Source organism: Belliella calami, assembly GCF_022549695.1.
GTDB lineage: Bacteria > Bacteroidota > Bacteroidia > Cytophagales > Cyclobacteriaceae > Belliella > Belliella calami.
This window is the reverse complement of sequence record NZ_JAKZGS010000003.1, coordinates 87,068-101,646: the sequence shown is the minus strand read 5'-3', so window position 1 is coordinate 101,646 and position 14,579 is coordinate 87,068. Positions and strand designations below refer to the sequence as shown.

Genomic DNA, 14,579 nt, shown 5'->3' with positions numbered 1-14,579 from the left:
ATTCAAATTAATTCTTAATGTAAAAAGGTGTGAAAGCTTTAACTTCCACACCTCAAATATAGTAAACTTTCCTCAGGTGCTAATTAGAAGCCTCCTCTATAAGTATAAGTCTTGGCAACTTTATCAATAGCTACAATATAAGCAGCTATCCTCATCGGTACATCATATTTGATAGATGCTTCATAAACATGGTCAAAGGCATCTTTCATAATCCTATCAGATCTTCTGTTTACCCTTTCAGCAGTCCACTTGTATCCCAATCTGTTTTGTACCCACTCGAAATAAGAAACTGTCACTCCCCCTGCATTAGCAAGGATATCTGGAACAGCCATGATTCCTTTTTCATTGATGATCGCATCTGCTTTGGCAGAAGTTGGGCCGTTCGCACCTTCTACGATTAGTTTAGCTTTGATTCTATCCACATTATGGATTGTAATCACATCTTCTACAGCCGCAGGTACCAACACGTCCACATCTAATTCTAGGATTTCCATTGCATCAGCCAATTTCTCAGCTCCTTTGAACCCTTCCAATGTTCCATTATTACCATCTCTATAATCAATAGCCTCTTGGATATTGATTCCATTTGAGTTGTGGTAAGCACCTGAAATATCAGAAATCGCAACAATTTTCAACCCTCTTTCTTCCAAAAGAAGCGAAGCCCAAGATCCAACATTCCCAAAGCCTTGCACAGCGCAAGTAGCTTGGAATGGATTGATTTTTAATTTTTGCATGGCTGCTAATGCAGAGACCATTACACCTCTCCCTGTGGCTTCAGTTCTTCCAAGAGAACCTCCCAAAACGAGTGGTTTACCTGTTACTACGGCATTGACAGTCATCCCGTGAGCTTTTGAGTACTCATCCATCAACCATGCCATTTCCCTAGGACCTGTCCCCATATCAGGTGCAGGGATATCTTTATCAGGGCCGAAGACATCGATCATCGCAAGCGTGTAGGCACGCATCAATCTTTCGATCTCTCCTTTGGACATTTCTCTTGGATTACACTTTACACCGCCTTTTCCACCACCATAAGGAATATCCACTACTGCACATTTCCAAGTCATCCAAGCAGCAAGTGCCTTTACTTCATCCAAGTGAACATCTGGTGCAAACCTAATTCCACCTTTGGCTGGGCCTAGGATGTTTGAGTGTATTACACGAATACCTTCAAAAACTTGGATTTTGCCATTGTCCATGGTTATCGGCAAGGACACAATCACTTGTTTTGCTGGGTTTTTTAAGACGTTGTAAACTTCATCTGAAAGTCCTAGTTTTTCAGCTGCAAGGTTAAACCTTTCCATCATTGACTCCAAAGGATTTTCTGAATCCTTTATCGGTGCCGGTTCAATGTAAGCCATATTTGGGTATCTTTATTTGAGCTTTGAATTATGATACAATATTAAGGAGTATTTTTAATAAGAGATAGGCATTTTTAAAAGATTTTCAAAAATGCTGCTATAAATGGGGCAGATAATAGCAATCCGTCAAAACGATCCATAAAACCACCGTGTCCGGGTAAGATTTTTCCTGAATCTTTTATCTCAATGCTTCGCTTGAACAATGACTCTATCAAATCACCATATGTCCCTGCTATGATGATAATGCCTGTGATGCAAAACCATTGCCATTCTGGTAATGAATTGAAATAAATACTCAATACATAAGCGATGGTAAATGCCAAGAATGCTCCACCAAGAAACCCTTCCCAAGACTTCTTTGGAGAAACCCGCTCAAACAGCTTCGTCTTTCCGAATTTTGTCCCGGCAAAGTATGCTCCAGTATCTGATGCCCATAGAATAAACAATGATCCGATTATGATTTCATAATGAAACGTACCGTCCACCGAAAAGGCTGCCAAATTCAATAAAGAAAATGGCACTGCCACATAAAATATCCCCAAAAACGTAAAAGCTACGCCTGTAAAAGGTTTCTTGTCTGATTTCCTATAGAGCTTGATGAAAAACACCAATGAGGCAAGTGGGAAAATCAGGAAATAATATTTGTCTTGAAGATGCTGAAGCTCAATCAAAAAGGTCAAAGCAAAAATCATAAACCCCAAGAAGGTTCCGAAACTTTTTAAAGGCAACATCCCGTCCAGTCCAGAGAGCTTGTAAAACTCCATCTGGGAAAATATCAATATAAGACCGAAAATAAGAAAATATAGCCATTCACTGTAGATGGATCCCACTACGATCACAGACGCACCAATGAGACCTGTAATTACTCTTTGACCTAAATTGCTGTAATTATTTATATTGAATCTTGATCTTAACTTAAAAGGTGATCTCATTCTCAATGATTTTTGTTGCGTTTGATGAATTCTCATTTTGAACCATCACTTCATAATAACCGTGAATTTTATAAGCAGATTCTTTCTTATTCAGAATCACCGCTCCAATTCCATGTGCCTCCAAAACACCCTTTACAATCTCCGCCCTCACAGGCGACTCAGCATCAAATATTTTTATCCAATTCTCCATCTGTTATTTTAGGTTTACTTACTTCTTTGAAAATCTTAAAGCCTACCAATAAAATCAATAGACCGACTAATGCTGCAGGAATAGATACCATATCCACTTCATCGATATCGAAATCAATCTTACCCAATTTGTTCATATAAACCAATACCAAAGTTGTGACATTGTTTAAAATATGTGCTAATATTGGATAAATTAGACTCCCTGAATATAGGTATAAATATCCAAATATTGCACCTAGGAGCATTCTTGGGAAGAATCCGTAAAATTGAAAATGAATTGCAGAAAAAACAAATGCTGCCAGCCAGATCCCAAGATGGGCATTTCCTGTGTAGAGATGGAGCTTTGGTTGCAATACACCCCTAAACAAAAACTCTTCCCCAAGCCCTGCCAAAATTCCCACAACCAAAATGCCCATCATAAATTCGCTGATATTGTCAAAATCTGTTAGAAATTTTGTCATGATCATAGCTTGATCTTCTTTGGCTCGTGCCCAACTTTCGAATGAACTCATAAATTCAGGAAGAACGACAACACTATTCCAATATATCAGCAAGGTGTTGAACAGGATTCCGCCTAGCAATATCATAAACATTAGCAGGAATCCATTGAACTTAAAATTAGCAATTTGCTGTTTCCATTCAAAGTCGGCTTTGTCTAAAAGTTTGGCAATGAATAATGCTGCAACGAAGAAGGATAGTCCACCACCGATTCCCTGAACAAAAAGAATAGCCATCCTTGCGTCTGAGTTGGGACTATTGCCTGTAAGGGCCGCAACCATCTCATCCATAGGTATCCCAAAAATCGGATTAACCAGAAATATTGCAATGGAAGGCAAAACAGCCATGACACCGAAAGTAACCAATACAATAACAACTAATGACAAAAACCAGTTACTTTTGCGAGCAATTGGGGATTGTGTTTTATAAATCTCCATAATTGAGGTAAATTTACAAGATTAAATAGAATTGAGAAGTGGTAAAGATAGGAAACTTAGAATTAGGTGAATTTCCATTGCTATTAGCGCCTATGGAGGATGTAAGTGATCCACCATTTAGGGCTGTTTGCAAAGAAAATGGAGCAGATTTGATGTACACTGAATTCATCAGTTCGGAAGGGCTTATTAGAGATGCAGTGAAGAGTGTTCAGAAATTGGATATCTATGAATATGAAAGACCGATTGGTATCCAAATTTTCGGAAATGATATAGAGTCTATGCGTGAGGCTGCAGCAATAGCAGCAGAGGCTGGACCTGATATTTTAGATATCAATTACGGTTGCCCAGTAAACAAAGTTGCCTGCAAAGGTGCTGGTGCTGGTATTTTGTTGGATATTGACAAAATGGTCTCTATGACAGCTGAAATCGTAAAGGCTGTGAATATCCCTGTGACTGTCAAAACAAGGCTAGGATGGTCGCAAGACACCATCAGAATTGTGGAAGTCGCAGAGCGTCTTCAAGATGTAGGTATTCAGGCCATAAGCATTCATGCCCGTACCAGGCAGCAGATGTATAAAGGCGAAGCTGATTGGTCTTATTTGAACTTAGTAAAAGAAAATCCACGATTACATATTCCAGTATTTGGAAACGGAGATATCGATTCTCCACAAAAAGCCAAAGAGTATAAAGAAAAATACAATGTCGATGGAATGATGATCGGCAGGGCTGCTATTGGGTATCCATGGATATTCAATGAAATCAAGCATTTTCTGGCAACAGGCGAGGAACTTAAAGCTCCAGGGTTGGAAGAAAGAATCAATGTGACTAAGAAGCACCTAGATTTCTCTGTTCAGTGGAAAGGTGAAAAACAAGGGATTTTGGAAATGCGTCGACACTATACGAACTATTTCAGAGGTATGCCAAATTTCAAACCTTTCAGGACAGAAATGGTGACAGCAGACACTTACGATCAGGTTTCGGCTATACTTGACCAAGTAGCTGAAGTATATGCAGATTATCAATTTTAAAGCGCCCCATCTTGTCTAGTAACCAAAACTCGCCCAGGGATATCCAAGCGGAAGGGGCATTGAAAGCTTGGGGTTTTCTTATCGTCCTCGCATTGATTTGGGGAAGTTCCTTTATCTTGATCAAAAGAGGCTTGGAAATCTTTTCTCCTGGTGAAGTAGGTGCATTTAGAATCGTAACTGCCGGAATGGTATTGTTACCCTTATCTTTGCCTAGGTTAAAAACCCTCAACAGAAGACAAGTACAGAATCTGATTATAGTAGGGCTTGTTGGGAGTTTTATTCCAGCATTTCTCTTTGCAAAAGCCCAAACACAATTAAGCAGCTCTCTTACTGGAGTTTTTAATGCAATGACTCCATTGTTTGTAGTAGTTATCGGAGCTTTGTTTTTTAGTGCTCGTATCACCAAGAGAAATACGGTTGGATTGATCATAGCATTCATGGGAGTAGCATTGCTCTTAATAGTAAAGGAAGATTCAATCTTCGGGACTTTTGCTGATATCAATTCTTATGCATTCTTTGTGCTACTCGCATGCGCTTGCTATGGGGTGAATTTGAATATCATAAAATATAGGTTTGTGGAACTAAAGCCAGTGGCAATTACAGCTATCTCACTCTTGATGGTTCTTCCTGCGGCTTCTATTTATCTATTTGCTTTCACAGACTTTTCCTTTAAACTAACCCAAGTTGAAGGAGCCGTGGAAGCCGCGTCTTACATTACACTTTTGGGTGTCGTGGGGACAGCATTGGCTTTGATCCTATTCAATGTTATGGTCAAAGTTGCTACACCAGTATTTGCAAGTTCAGTTACCTACTTTATACCCATTGTGGCTATTTTATGGGGACTTTTGGATGGCGAAGTCCTACTGATAGGCCACTATTTCGGTATAGTGGCTGTGATTTTGGGAGTTTGGATAGGAAATAAGAAATAGGTCTTAGAAAAATAATAATCCGAGCATGCTGGTGGCATGATGATTCCATTGGGATCAAAGAAACCAACTTTCTTATAGAAAAAAAATACCCCTTTATTTAATAAGGGGTAAATATTTTTTGATCTCCTTTTTTGTCATCTCTGACATTATCCATCTTTCAGGATGTACAGAGATCATTTTAAAACCATTTTCTGGTTTCAAACTAGAATTGGCGCTACTTACGAAAGCAACCTCTTCATTTCTTTGCTTAAATTCATATCCTTCCCTGATTGTCAGAAGCCTAACAAATCTAACATAGGGCTCAGATTGTTGGTTCAAAACAGCTGATTCAGCCAACTCCATACCAGGATAAACAGTATCTCCTACCTTAATCCTTAAGGTTTTTGATTTAAATACATATAATCTAGAAAAAGTGCCGTCTTCATGATAAAATTCAATGTAGTTATCTTCTTCATCGAAATCAATCTGATTGAATCCACTCGCAGAACCATCAACAATTTTGGTTACAATTCCTTTTCTTGGAGCACAAATGAAAGTAGGTTCATTAAAATGAATCAAGACACCTGCACTCTTTTTGTCCAGATCATCATAGCTTACCACCCCATCGGAAATAACCTTTGAGACCTTTACTTCTAATCCCTCTTTTACAGGCAGTAAAAAAGGGATTTTATCTTTAAAATCAGGATTGTATTTTCCTCTGACTATTTGGCTATTAAATTCCAAATTTGATTCTTTTTTAGAATCTTTAACTTTCATTTTCGCAAGTACATTTTTACCGGGCTTGGCTATAAAATACCTCCCACTTACTTCTCTAGTATCAAGGTTTTCAAACTCAATCAAATCAATTATTACTGAATAAGAAAAAAAATCTTTATTCTCTGAAATCAGAACTTTGTTTCCTTTTCTATCTTCTTGGGTATACAGCCTCACTTGCGCATCTACTAAAAAAGGTGAGAAAAGGGCAACCAATAAAACGCAAACTATTTTATTCATACTTACTCAAATTTTGCTGAAATTAATAATTTAATTTAACAATCTATAATTAGACTCTTTAATCTGACAAAGATGTACGAAAAAATCACTGATACAGTTGACCCATTGCCTTAAGGCGAATTCTCCATGCATAAGCGAGCATTGGCAGTTGTTGGTAACTCATAACTCCTGCTTTCACACCTTGTGTCTTGAGAAACAAGTCGTTAGATTTTCTACTCAACTCCAAATTAATAGGTTTATACTTCTCAGAATTTTTACTAATTGAGATTAAGTCATTTCTAATTCCAATCGGAATAGTTTTATAAAAATGTGTATATAATTGCTTAGACATTCTATATAAATCATTCATTTGATAGCGAAGTAATTTTAATTGTGCTGAATATTGGAGGAGGACATCATCACTGTTTGAGCCAATGACCCAAGCGATGAAGTTAGCTTCACCTTCATCAGTCACACCATAGCTATGGGCCATTTCATGGGCTATAGTAAAAGGTTTTTCTAGTGGATGAAGGGTCGGGTCGATATAACTCTCTCCAGTATATGGAAAATAAATACCCAATATTCCCATCTTACGCATAAATCCCGCAGGATAAAATTGCTTTGTACGAGGTTCTCCAGTGAAATTCATTCCCAAGAGGTACAGATGCTCTCGCATATTCCCTCTGACCAATTTCTCAAGATCATTGTAATCCATGATTGACTCTATTGGCAAAGTATCGTTTTGAATATCAGATCTAAGTTGGTTCAGGATATTCCGCGTAAGTTCCATTTCCCCGATCAACTGCTGCTCGTCCATAGGGGCAGGAGTCATACCTATTTGCTCAAATACAGGAATCCTTTGGTAATTGAATCCCCATAAGACCAAAAAGAAAAAAATCAATGCTCCCAAATAATTGAAAATTGACCTGATTGTAAATCCTAACTTATATTTCCAACCATTCTTTTTGATAAAATGGAAAATAAAAATCCCAATAAACAAAAAAACCGATGCTATAAAAATATATACTGTAGCGAAAGGCAATTTGGAGAGGGTTAAATCAATGAGATTTCTTACTCCAGGAAAAAATTTTCGGGAATAAAGTTCTTCTGTTTTTTCTGGGGATTTAAGTGCAAAATGCCTGATCAGAATACTGATCAGGCCTAATATTGTCCAAGTCCAATTGCCGCGAAACATCAGGTTATACTCCCTCTGCTTGCACTTCCTTCACTTCTGGAAGCATCCTAGTTAGTAGATTTTCAATCCCTGCTTTGAGCGTCACTGTACTTGATGGACAGCCTGAGCAACTTCCTTGCAGCAAAACTTTGACAATTCCATCCTGAAAACTATGGAAAACGATCGCACCACCATCTTGCTCTACAGCAGGCCTGATGTACTCATCCAAAATACCTTTGATTTTCTTAACTACTTCAGAATCGTTTTCATCAAATAATGGATCCTTATCAAATTCTGCATTTACGGGCGCCTTACCCGATTCCAGATAAGTTTTGATATGATTCCTAACAATGTCTTGAAGTTCAAGCCATTCTACATCTTCTTTTTTGGTGACAGTCACAAAATTAGAAGCTATAAAAACCCTATCTACCGCAGCAAAATTAAAAAGTTCATTTGCAAGTGGCGAATTTTCAGTACTTTCTTGATTTGGGTAATCGAAGCTAACTCCTTCATCAGCCAACATGAAATTCACCACAAATTTCAGGGAATTTGGGTTAGGATTGGCTTCCATATATATTGTAGTCGGTCTTTTTTGTGCTTGTAACATAATCTAAATGATTGATTTTGTAGTTTGTAAGTGATAACAGCAAGCAAGCTAAATAGTTCCTTTTTTCGCTAATTTTGCCACTTCGGTTTAATTATTTGAAATAGGTAACTCATTGTAATCTCAATGTTGGTAGAGGTCATGTCAAAAACACGGTTTTGCCTCTCAGGTCTATTGAAATCATAAGAAAACCGCACCTCACCAGCTAATGTACTTTTACCAAAAAGCTTGGACAATCCAGCCCCTGCAGAGAGGCCATAAAGAAGCTTCCTTGGCCTGTCGCCTTCTCCCCCATATGTGGGCAAGACACCGGGTGTATCGTACTCTCTAATTGGGTCAGATACATTCAGCATGTATCCAAGGTGTGTTCCCAATTTAATATGAAACCTCCCTTTGTTTCCAAAATAAAAATTAGACATAAATGGAATTTTGACAAAATCAAAAGTAGTTTGATTTGTTCTTTCCAATGTATCCCTTTGTGTATAGCCTAATTGTAGGTATTGGATTTCTATTTGAGCACCTGCATTTTTGGCTAGAAACTGTTCAATGATCAAACTATATGTGGGAGCTGTGATGCCTCCTGTCCTCGTGACTATTGAACCCGGCCTAAATCTATAGCTATAGTTAGAAGTAGAGTATCCACCCCTAAAGCCAATGCTCGTTTGGGCAATAAGATTCTCATTGACTACACCAGCAAACAATAATAAAAACAAGATAAAGGTCTTATGCATCCCCACCAAGCTATTTCTTTTTTCCTTTCTTGATAGCATCGATATCTTCTCTATCCTTCAATTTTTTGTCTTCGACATTGTTGTTCAAAAACTCATTGAGCTTGTCAATAGGAAAACTGCTCGAAATCTCACCAAAGGAATCAATATTCATTTGGAAGCCTTCAAGGTCTTTGTGAACTTTTGGGTTCTCTTCTTTTTTGGGTTTCTTCGCCATTTTCTTATTGATTATATCTGAAAGCAGCATTTCACTGCTGCTTTCAGATTTATGTTTATGCTTGAATCTTTAACGTGTCCAATGCAAAAGATATTCTATTCATCAATTCTTCCTTACCTAGAATCGCAAATACAGCCATCAAATCGGGGCCTGCTCCTACACCTGTGATTGCCAAACGTACGACTTGCATGACTTTGCCAAACTTGATTTCATTCTCCTCTGCAGATGTCTCCAACAACGCTTTGGCTGATTCCGGAGTGAGTGCATCTTCGAAGTTAGCCAATTTTTCTCTATAAGTGCTCAAAACAGTAACAGCATCAGCATTCCACTTTTTGGAAGCTACATTATCGTCAAAACTTATTGGGGCGATCAGCATGAATTTGCCTTCTTTCCATAGATCGGATGGGAAGGTTGCTCTTTCTTTCATGATTGCTACTATTTGAGCGGCTTTTGCCAAATCTACAGAAAGCCCTTCCTTTACCACATCTGAAATCAGGAAGCCTGCCAATTCATCATCAGATTTGTTTCTAAGATACTGTTCATTGTACCACTTGGCCTTATTGATATCGAATTTGGTACCTGACTTTCCTATCCTATCAATGGTAAATGCTTCCACTAATTCATCCAAGGAGAAAATCTCTCTATGGTCTCCCGGATTCCAACCTAGGAATGCCAAAAAGTTCAAAAAAGCATCAGGAAGATACCCTTCTTCTTTGAATCCACTTGCCTTATCTCCTGAATTTGGATCTGTCCAGTCCATTGGGAATATAGGAAAACCGTGTTTGTCGGCATCTCTTTTGGATAACTTGCCATTTCCGTCAGGTTTCAACAAAAGTGGCAAATGCGCGAACTGTGGCATGGTATCTTCCCAGCCAAAATATTTATAAAGCAACACGTGAAGCGGTGCAGATGGCAGCCATTCTTCTCCTCTAATCACATGAGTGATTCCCATAAGGTGATCATCGACAATATTTGCCAAGTGATATGTCGGCATTCCATCTGATTTCATCAGGACTTTGTCATCCAAAGTATTGGAATGAACCATCACCCAACCGCGAATCATATCATTAAGTCTAACTTCTTCTTTTCTTGGGATTTTTATTCTAATCACATACGGTTCACCGGAAGCCAATCTCTCTTTCACTTCATCTTCAGGAAGCGTAAGGGAATTTTTCATTTGGGTCCTAGTGATAGAGTTATACTGAGGAGACACTACCCTTGCCGCAGTCAATCTTTCACGCATCGCATCCAATTCTTCAGAAGTATCAAAAGCATAATAGGCGTGGCCTTTTTCCACCAAATCCATGGCATATTGCATGTACATAGGCTTGCGTTCCGACTGTCGGTAAGGACCGCAATCACCGGGATTCCAAGGGCTTTCTTCTGGAGAAATACCTAACCATTCCAGTGATTTTTGAATATATTCCTCAGCACCAGGCACAAAACGAGTTTGGTCTGTATCTTCAATTCTCAGAAGAAACTTACCTCCCATTTTTTTGGCAAAAAGATAGTTGTAAAGAGCAGTTCTAACTCCTCCTATATGTAAAGCTCCTGTCGGAGATGGTGCAAATCTAACGCGTACTTCTCTATTCATTTTTCGTGATTTTCTTTTTTTGAAAATTCAGTGTTTACTCTTGCAATGACTTCTTCAAATATCAATCAGCAAAGATAAACAAATCATGGAGCGAAACCTTATTTTTTTGTGTAGTTATAGTTGTCAGGTGGATAAATTGAAATAAAACTTCATTCCTAAACTTAAATTTATTTAATACTCAAAAAAAAATCTAATAGAGCTGAAATCCCGATAACAAAAAAGGAAACCTTTTCGGGTTTCCTTTTTTGTTTTTGGTAATGAAGACACCTTAAGCGTCTTTTCTCACTCTGATTTTTTCTCTGATCTTAGCAGCTTTACCTTGACGTCCTCTCAAGTAGAACAATCTAGCTCTTCTAACTCTACCTTCTCTTAACAATTCGATCTTGTCGATTGAAGGAGAAAGGATTGGGAAAATTCTTTCCACACCGATTCCGTTAGAGATTTTTCTTACAGTGAAAGTTTCACCGTTAGTATTTACATTTTTTCTTTGTATTACAGTACCTTGAAACTGCTGAACACGCTCTTTGTTACCTTCTTTGATCTTTACGTGAACATTGATGGTATCACCTGCCTTGAAAGAAGGGAAAGAAGCTCTTAGCTCTTTGTATTCCGCTTCTACAAATTTAATTAGTTCGCTCATAGCTTTGTATTTTATGTGCTTGTAGCAACTACACCTCAGTGCAGTCTTCTGTTGAATTCATTTATTTTAACGCTTGATGCTGTTATCGCCTTTCAGAAATCTTTGCCTTCCATCAGGTCGGGTCTTCTTTCTTTGGTACGGCGAACCGATTGCTCAAACCTCCAATCATCGATTTTTGCCTGATGGCCTGAAAGTAAAATCTCAGGCACTTCCATCCCATCGTAAGCGGCTGGTCTGGTATATACCGGTGGAGCTAATAATCCATCCTGAAATGAGTCTGTCAATGCTGAAGTTTCATCATTGAGCACTCCGGGAATCAATCGGATAATCGCATCAGTCAAAACTGCCGCTGCCAATTCTCCTCCTGAAAGGACAAAATCTCCAATACTGATCTCTCTTGTAATGAATCTCTGTCTTACCCTTTCATCCACACCTTTATAATGTCCGCATAGCATGATCATATTTCCTTTTAGAGAAAGTTCATTGGCCATTGACTGGTCGAATGTCTCTCCATCAGGAGTCAAGTAAATGACTTCATCATACTCTCTTTCACTTTGCAGTGCTTCGATACAACGCGCAATAGGCTCGATCATCATGACCATTCCAGCACCGCCTCCAAATGCATAGTCATCGACTTGCTTCTGTCTGCTCGTACTGTAATCTCTCAAATTGTGAACCCTTACTTCAGCTAGCCCTTTTTCTTCCGCTCTCTTGAGAATGGAATGTGCAAATGGTCCATCTAACAATCCGGGAACAACTGTGATGATGTCTATACGCATCTTAGTCTTCTAAGTATATTTCAAGTAATCCTTCGGGCAGCAAGCAGAAAACTTTCTTCTCTGTCTTATCGACTTTTTGGATAATACCATCCTGAATAGGTATCAGGACTTCTTTTCCTTTGTAGTCTAACCCTATCAAATCTTGGGTTTGAAGATCGTAGATGACTTTTATTTCCCCGATCAAACCGAGTTTTTCATCTATGACTTCGAATCCTATAAGTTCATGGAAATAATACTGATCCTCTTCCAATTCTGCCAAAGCCGTGAGTGGGAGGTACAATTCAGAACCTACCAGTTTCTCTGCCTCGTCCATGGTATCATGATCTTCAAACTTTGCAAGCATTTTATTATTAGGCTGCAAATCGAAGTACTCAAGAAAGAAAGGAACAAGTCTGGATTTTTGGTCGATAAAGACATGCTTGAGGTCTTCATATTCTTCTGGATAATCCACATCCAGTACTACTGTTACTTCTCCATGAAGGCCATGAACTTTAGAAATATAGCCCAATTGAAAGCAATTGTCTTTGTTCATGGTATAAATAGGATATTAAGCTTGAGTTTCTTCACCTTCAGCAGAAGCTTCAGGAGATTCTGTTGCTTCTTCAGCAGCAGGTGCTTCAGCAGCAGCAGCCTCAGCGGCAGCAGCAGCTTTCGCTTCATCTTCTCTTGCTTTGATTGCATCAAGTCTAGCTTGGTTTTTCGCTACTTCAGCATCTAGAGCCTTCTGACGAGCATCAGCTTTAGCTTGCGTCAATTTATCCATTTTACCAGTGATAGACTCATCTTTAGATGATTTCCAAGCTTCGAATTTGCTATCAGCATCTTCTTGTGAAATAGCACCTTTCAATACACCGATTTGAAGGTGTTTCTGCAACAATACACCTCTATAAGAAAGCATAGCCTTAACAGTATCTGTTGGCTGAGCTCCATTCAACAACCACTGTAGAGCACGCTCATTGTTGATGTTGATAGATGCAGGGTCAGTGTTTGGGTTGTAGGTTCCCAATTTCTCGATAAAGCGTCCATCACGTGGAGCTCTAGCATCAGCTACTACTACGTCATAGATGGCCATTCTTTTTCTACCTCTACGCGCTAATCTGATTTTTACTGCCATATTTTATTGATATTTAGTGAATTGATGGATCTCGTCCATCGTAATTTTTGGACTGCAAAGATAAGATTTTTAATTTGAAAGTCACAAGTAGTCAGAAATATATTTGCTTGTTTGATGTTTTTTGGTTTAAATTGGCGTTTCTTTGGAGAGTGAGCGTAGAGAAGTAAGGCTCAAGTGAGTACTATCTCGCAAAAAAAGCAAAGTTACAGAGATGTGCTACTTGTGTTAAATGCGGGATTACAACTAAGAGCCTATCGAATTCTCGATTCATAATTCGGAGTTCAAGATTCTTAATTTAAAAAATGGCTGCGTAGTTCAATGGATAGAACAAGCGTTTCCTAAACGCTAGATCTAGGTTCGATTCCTAGCGCGGCTACTTGTTTGTTTTTCAGATACTTAATAAAATTTTTTTCATCCTTATTTTAGCAATTGACACCAACTTTGCAGAGAACATAGCTGTTGATTCAAAGATTTTTTTATACAAATTGCTCAATATTTTGCTTTACAAAATAATACTAGACGTAGAAAAAAATACACGAGTATCATCAATATTGCACTTTGGCTCAGAAGCGGTTTTTAGTGTTACGGACTCTCTTCACCGGTCGATAGTCAACAGAACCTCAAATCATCCATCAAACATGCTATTGATTGGCTACGTGCAAGAAAGCGGATACACATAAAAAAAATTCGCAAACAATCCTTTCACCTTAAACTAATCATTATTATGTTAGTAGAAAATTAAATTATAATGCATTTTAAATATAGGGTAGCAAATTTTATAGTGGACACTATAGTCTTTTTTGTTTTTTCCATAATAATACTTTTGATTTTCAGAGGTGTTATTGAAGAGAGCATGCTGAAAAACATATTGATTGCCTGTTACTTTCTTTATTACTTTACCACTGAATTTTTTGTGGGTAAGACAATTGGTAAAATACTCACCAAAACCAAAGTAGTACAAAAAGACTCTTTAGAAAAACCAAAATTTTACCAGATCCTAATTAGAACCCTACTACGTGGCTTACCTTTTTACTTCATCACCTATTTTATTTCAGAAAAAGGTCTCCACGATCATTTATCGCAAACAATACTTATCAAATCCTAAACAATTATATCGAATGAAAAAAATCGCCAAATTATTATCAATTGTCCTTATAATGGCTTCAATGTCAAGTTGTGCTACTATATTCGGTGGGCCAGTGACAGAGTACCAAAGAACTAAGCCGGGGCCAGGTGAGCCACAAAGGCAGGTGAGAGTAGGTGCGCTAATCGCTGATCTTGTGTTATTTGCACCTAGCCTAATTGTGGACTTTGCTACTGGAGCAATCTACAAACCTGAGGGGAAATAATTTCAACCAAAATGTAAGCTGTCTAGAAATAGGC

Annotated in this window: 18 protein-coding genes and 1 tRNA gene; 5 read left to right on the top strand and 14 right to left on the bottom strand. The window is 38.3% G+C overall.

Features of this window, described 5'->3' with window-relative positions:
• Positions 1–83: 83 nt before the first annotated feature.
• The 4 genes from MM236_RS05135 to MM236_RS05120 form a co-directional block, all read right to left on the bottom strand.
• The gene (locus MM236_RS05135; RefSeq protein ID WP_241273874.1) at positions 84–1,361 is read right to left on the bottom strand and encodes a Glu/Leu/Phe/Val family dehydrogenase; all 1,278 of its coding nucleotides are present in this window, start codon (positions 1,359–1,361) and stop codon (positions 84–86) included.
• A gap of 74 nt (positions 1,362–1,435) precedes the next feature.
• Entirely contained in the window at positions 1,436–2,293 is an 858-nt protein-coding gene (locus tag MM236_RS05130) for a phosphatidate cytidylyltransferase (protein ID WP_241273873.1), read from the bottom strand.
• A complete protein-coding gene (locus MM236_RS05125; protein ID WP_241273872.1) occupies positions 2,277–2,483 on the bottom strand; it encodes a putative signal transducing protein in 207 nt (68 codons plus the stop codon). Before MM236_RS05125 ends, MM236_RS05130 begins: the two co-directional genes overlap by 17 nt.
• A complete protein-coding gene (locus tag MM236_RS05120; protein ID WP_241273871.1) occupies positions 2,458–3,417 on the bottom strand; it encodes a CPBP family intramembrane glutamic endopeptidase in 960 nt (319 codons plus the stop codon). The genes MM236_RS05125 and MM236_RS05120 overlap by 26 nt, the downstream gene beginning before the upstream one ends.
• 38 nt (positions 3,418–3,455) lie before the next feature.
• Between MM236_RS05120 and dusB the strand changes: the two genes are divergently transcribed.
• Entirely contained in the window at positions 3,456–4,445 is a 990-nt protein-coding gene (gene dusB, locus MM236_RS05115; protein WP_241273870.1) for a tRNA dihydrouridine synthase DusB, read from the top strand.
• Positions 4,446–4,456: 11 nt separating this feature from the next.
• On the top strand, positions 4,457–5,374 hold the full coding sequence (locus MM236_RS05110; RefSeq protein WP_241273869.1) for a DMT family transporter: 918 nt from the start codon (positions 4,457–4,459) through the stop codon (positions 5,372–5,374).
• Between the two features lie 93 nt (positions 5,375–5,467).
• Here the strand turns inward: MM236_RS05110 and MM236_RS05105 are convergent, their stop codons facing one another.
• The 10 genes from MM236_RS05105 to MM236_RS05060 form a co-directional block, all read right to left on the bottom strand.
• Positions 5,468–6,367, bottom strand: coding sequence for a M23 family metallopeptidase (locus MM236_RS05105; RefSeq protein WP_241273868.1), 900 nt, complete (start codon positions 6,365–6,367; stop codon positions 5,468–5,470).
• A gap of 85 nt (positions 6,368–6,452) precedes the next feature.
• Positions 6,453–7,541 carry a DUF3810 domain-containing protein gene (locus MM236_RS05100; protein ID WP_241273867.1) on the bottom strand — a complete coding sequence of 363 codons (1,089 nt, stop codon included), beginning with the start codon at positions 7,539–7,541 and terminating at the stop codon, positions 6,453–6,455.
• A gap of 4 nt (positions 7,542–7,545) precedes the next feature.
• Positions 7,546–8,127, bottom strand: coding sequence for a NifU family protein (locus MM236_RS05095; RefSeq protein ID WP_241273866.1), 582 nt, complete (start codon positions 8,125–8,127; stop codon positions 7,546–7,548).
• A gap of 68 nt (positions 8,128–8,195) precedes the next feature.
• Positions 8,196–8,855, bottom strand: coding sequence for an outer membrane beta-barrel protein (locus MM236_RS05090; protein ID WP_241274165.1), 660 nt, complete (start codon positions 8,853–8,855; stop codon positions 8,196–8,198).
• Positions 8,856–8,865: 10 nt separating this feature from the next.
• On the bottom strand, positions 8,866–9,069 hold the full coding sequence (locus MM236_RS05085) for a hypothetical protein (RefSeq protein ID WP_241273865.1): 204 nt from the start codon (positions 9,067–9,069) through the stop codon (positions 8,866–8,868).
• A 55-nt stretch (positions 9,070–9,124) separates the two neighbouring features.
• Positions 9,125–10,663, bottom strand: a complete 1,539-nt coding sequence (gltX, locus tag MM236_RS05080) for a glutamate--tRNA ligase (protein WP_241273864.1) — start codon at positions 10,661–10,663, stop codon at positions 9,125–9,127.
• 268 nt (positions 10,664–10,931) lie between these two features.
• Positions 10,932–11,303, bottom strand: a complete 372-nt coding sequence (gene rplS, locus MM236_RS05075; RefSeq protein ID WP_241273863.1) for a 50S ribosomal protein L19 — start codon at positions 11,301–11,303, stop codon at positions 10,932–10,934.
• A gap of 92 nt (positions 11,304–11,395) precedes the next feature.
• The gene (gene trmD / locus MM236_RS05070; RefSeq protein ID WP_241273862.1) at positions 11,396–12,082 is read right to left on the bottom strand and encodes a tRNA (guanosine(37)-N1)-methyltransferase TrmD; all 687 of its coding nucleotides are present in this window, start codon (positions 12,080–12,082) and stop codon (positions 11,396–11,398) included.
• Position 12,083: 1 nt separating this feature from the next.
• Positions 12,084–12,614: a ribosome maturation factor RimM gene (gene rimM / locus MM236_RS05065; protein ID WP_241273861.1), complete on the bottom strand. Its 531-nt coding sequence runs from the start codon at positions 12,612–12,614 to the stop codon at positions 12,084–12,086.
• Positions 12,615–12,629: 15 nt separating this feature from the next.
• Positions 12,630–13,196, bottom strand: coding sequence for a 30S ribosomal protein S16 (locus tag MM236_RS05060; RefSeq protein ID WP_241273860.1), 567 nt, complete (start codon positions 13,194–13,196; stop codon positions 12,630–12,632).
• A gap of 304 nt (positions 13,197–13,500) precedes the next feature.
• On the opposite strand from MM236_RS05060, the gene MM236_RS05055 reads away from it, so the two are divergent.
• From MM236_RS05055 to MM236_RS05050, 3 genes are all read left to right on the top strand, one after another.
• Positions 13,501–13,572 (top strand) — tRNA-Arg (locus MM236_RS05055).
• Positions 13,573–13,944: 372 nt separating this feature from the next.
• Positions 13,945–14,301, top strand: a complete 357-nt coding sequence (locus MM236_RS19760) for an RDD family protein (protein WP_369415184.1) — start codon at positions 13,945–13,947, stop codon at positions 14,299–14,301.
• 13 nt (positions 14,302–14,314) lie between these two features.
• Positions 14,315–14,545: a hypothetical protein gene (locus tag MM236_RS05050; protein WP_241273859.1), complete on the top strand. Its 231-nt coding sequence runs from the start codon at positions 14,315–14,317 to the stop codon at positions 14,543–14,545.
• The last annotated feature ends 34 nt before the right edge of the window (positions 14,546–14,579 follow it).

Excerpts from the sequence above, each read along its gene's own strand:
- MM236_RS05060 (WP_241273860.1), bottom strand. The coding sequence starts at position 13,196 with ATGGCAGTAAAAATCAGATTAGCGCGTAGAGGTAGAAAAAGAATGGCC.
- trmD (WP_241273862.1), bottom strand. The coding sequence starts at position 12,082 with ATGCGTATAGACATCATCACAGTTGTTCCCGGATTGTTAGATGGACCA.
- MM236_RS05105 (WP_241273868.1), bottom strand. The coding sequence starts at position 6,367 with ATGAATAAAATAGTTTGCGTTTTATTGGTTGCCCTTTTCTCACCTTTT.
- MM236_RS19760 (WP_369415184.1), top strand. The coding sequence starts at position 13,945 with ATGCATTTTAAATATAGGGTAGCAAATTTTATAGTGGACACTATAGTC.
- MM236_RS05120 (WP_241273871.1), bottom strand. The coding sequence starts at position 3,417 with ATGGAGATTTATAAAACACAATCCCCAATTGCTCGCAAAAGTAACTGG.
- gltX (WP_241273864.1), bottom strand. The coding sequence starts at position 10,663 with ATGAATAGAGAAGTACGCGTTAGATTTGCACCATCTCCGACAGGAGCT.
- MM236_RS05130 (WP_241273873.1), bottom strand. The coding sequence starts at position 2,293 with ATGAGATCACCTTTTAAGTTAAGATCAAGATTCAATATAAATAATTAC.
- MM236_RS05050 (WP_241273859.1), top strand. The coding sequence starts at position 14,315 with ATGAAAAAAATCGCCAAATTATTATCAATTGTCCTTATAATGGCTTCA.
- MM236_RS05085 (WP_241273865.1), bottom strand. The coding sequence starts at position 9,069 with ATGGCGAAGAAACCCAAAAAAGAAGAGAACCCAAAAGTTCACAAAGAC.
- rplS (WP_241273863.1), bottom strand. The coding sequence starts at position 11,303 with ATGAGCGAACTAATTAAATTTGTAGAAGCGGAATACAAAGAGCTAAGA.
- MM236_RS05135 (WP_241273874.1), bottom strand. The coding sequence starts at position 1,361 with ATGGCTTACATTGAACCGGCACCGATAAAGGATTCAGAAAATCCTTTG.
- MM236_RS05090 (WP_241274165.1), bottom strand. The coding sequence starts at position 8,855 with ATGCATAAGACCTTTATCTTGTTTTTATTATTGTTTGCTGGTGTAGTC.
- MM236_RS05095 (WP_241273866.1), bottom strand. The coding sequence starts at position 8,127 with ATGTTACAAGCACAAAAAAGACCGACTACAATATATATGGAAGCCAAT.
- MM236_RS05100 (WP_241273867.1), bottom strand. The coding sequence starts at position 7,541 with ATGTTTCGCGGCAATTGGACTTGGACAATATTAGGCCTGATCAGTATT.
- rimM (WP_241273861.1), bottom strand. The coding sequence starts at position 12,614 with ATGAACAAAGACAATTGCTTTCAATTGGGCTATATTTCTAAAGTTCAT.
- MM236_RS05125 (WP_241273872.1), bottom strand. The coding sequence starts at position 2,483 with ATGGAGAATTGGATAAAAATATTTGATGCTGAGTCGCCTGTGAGGGCG.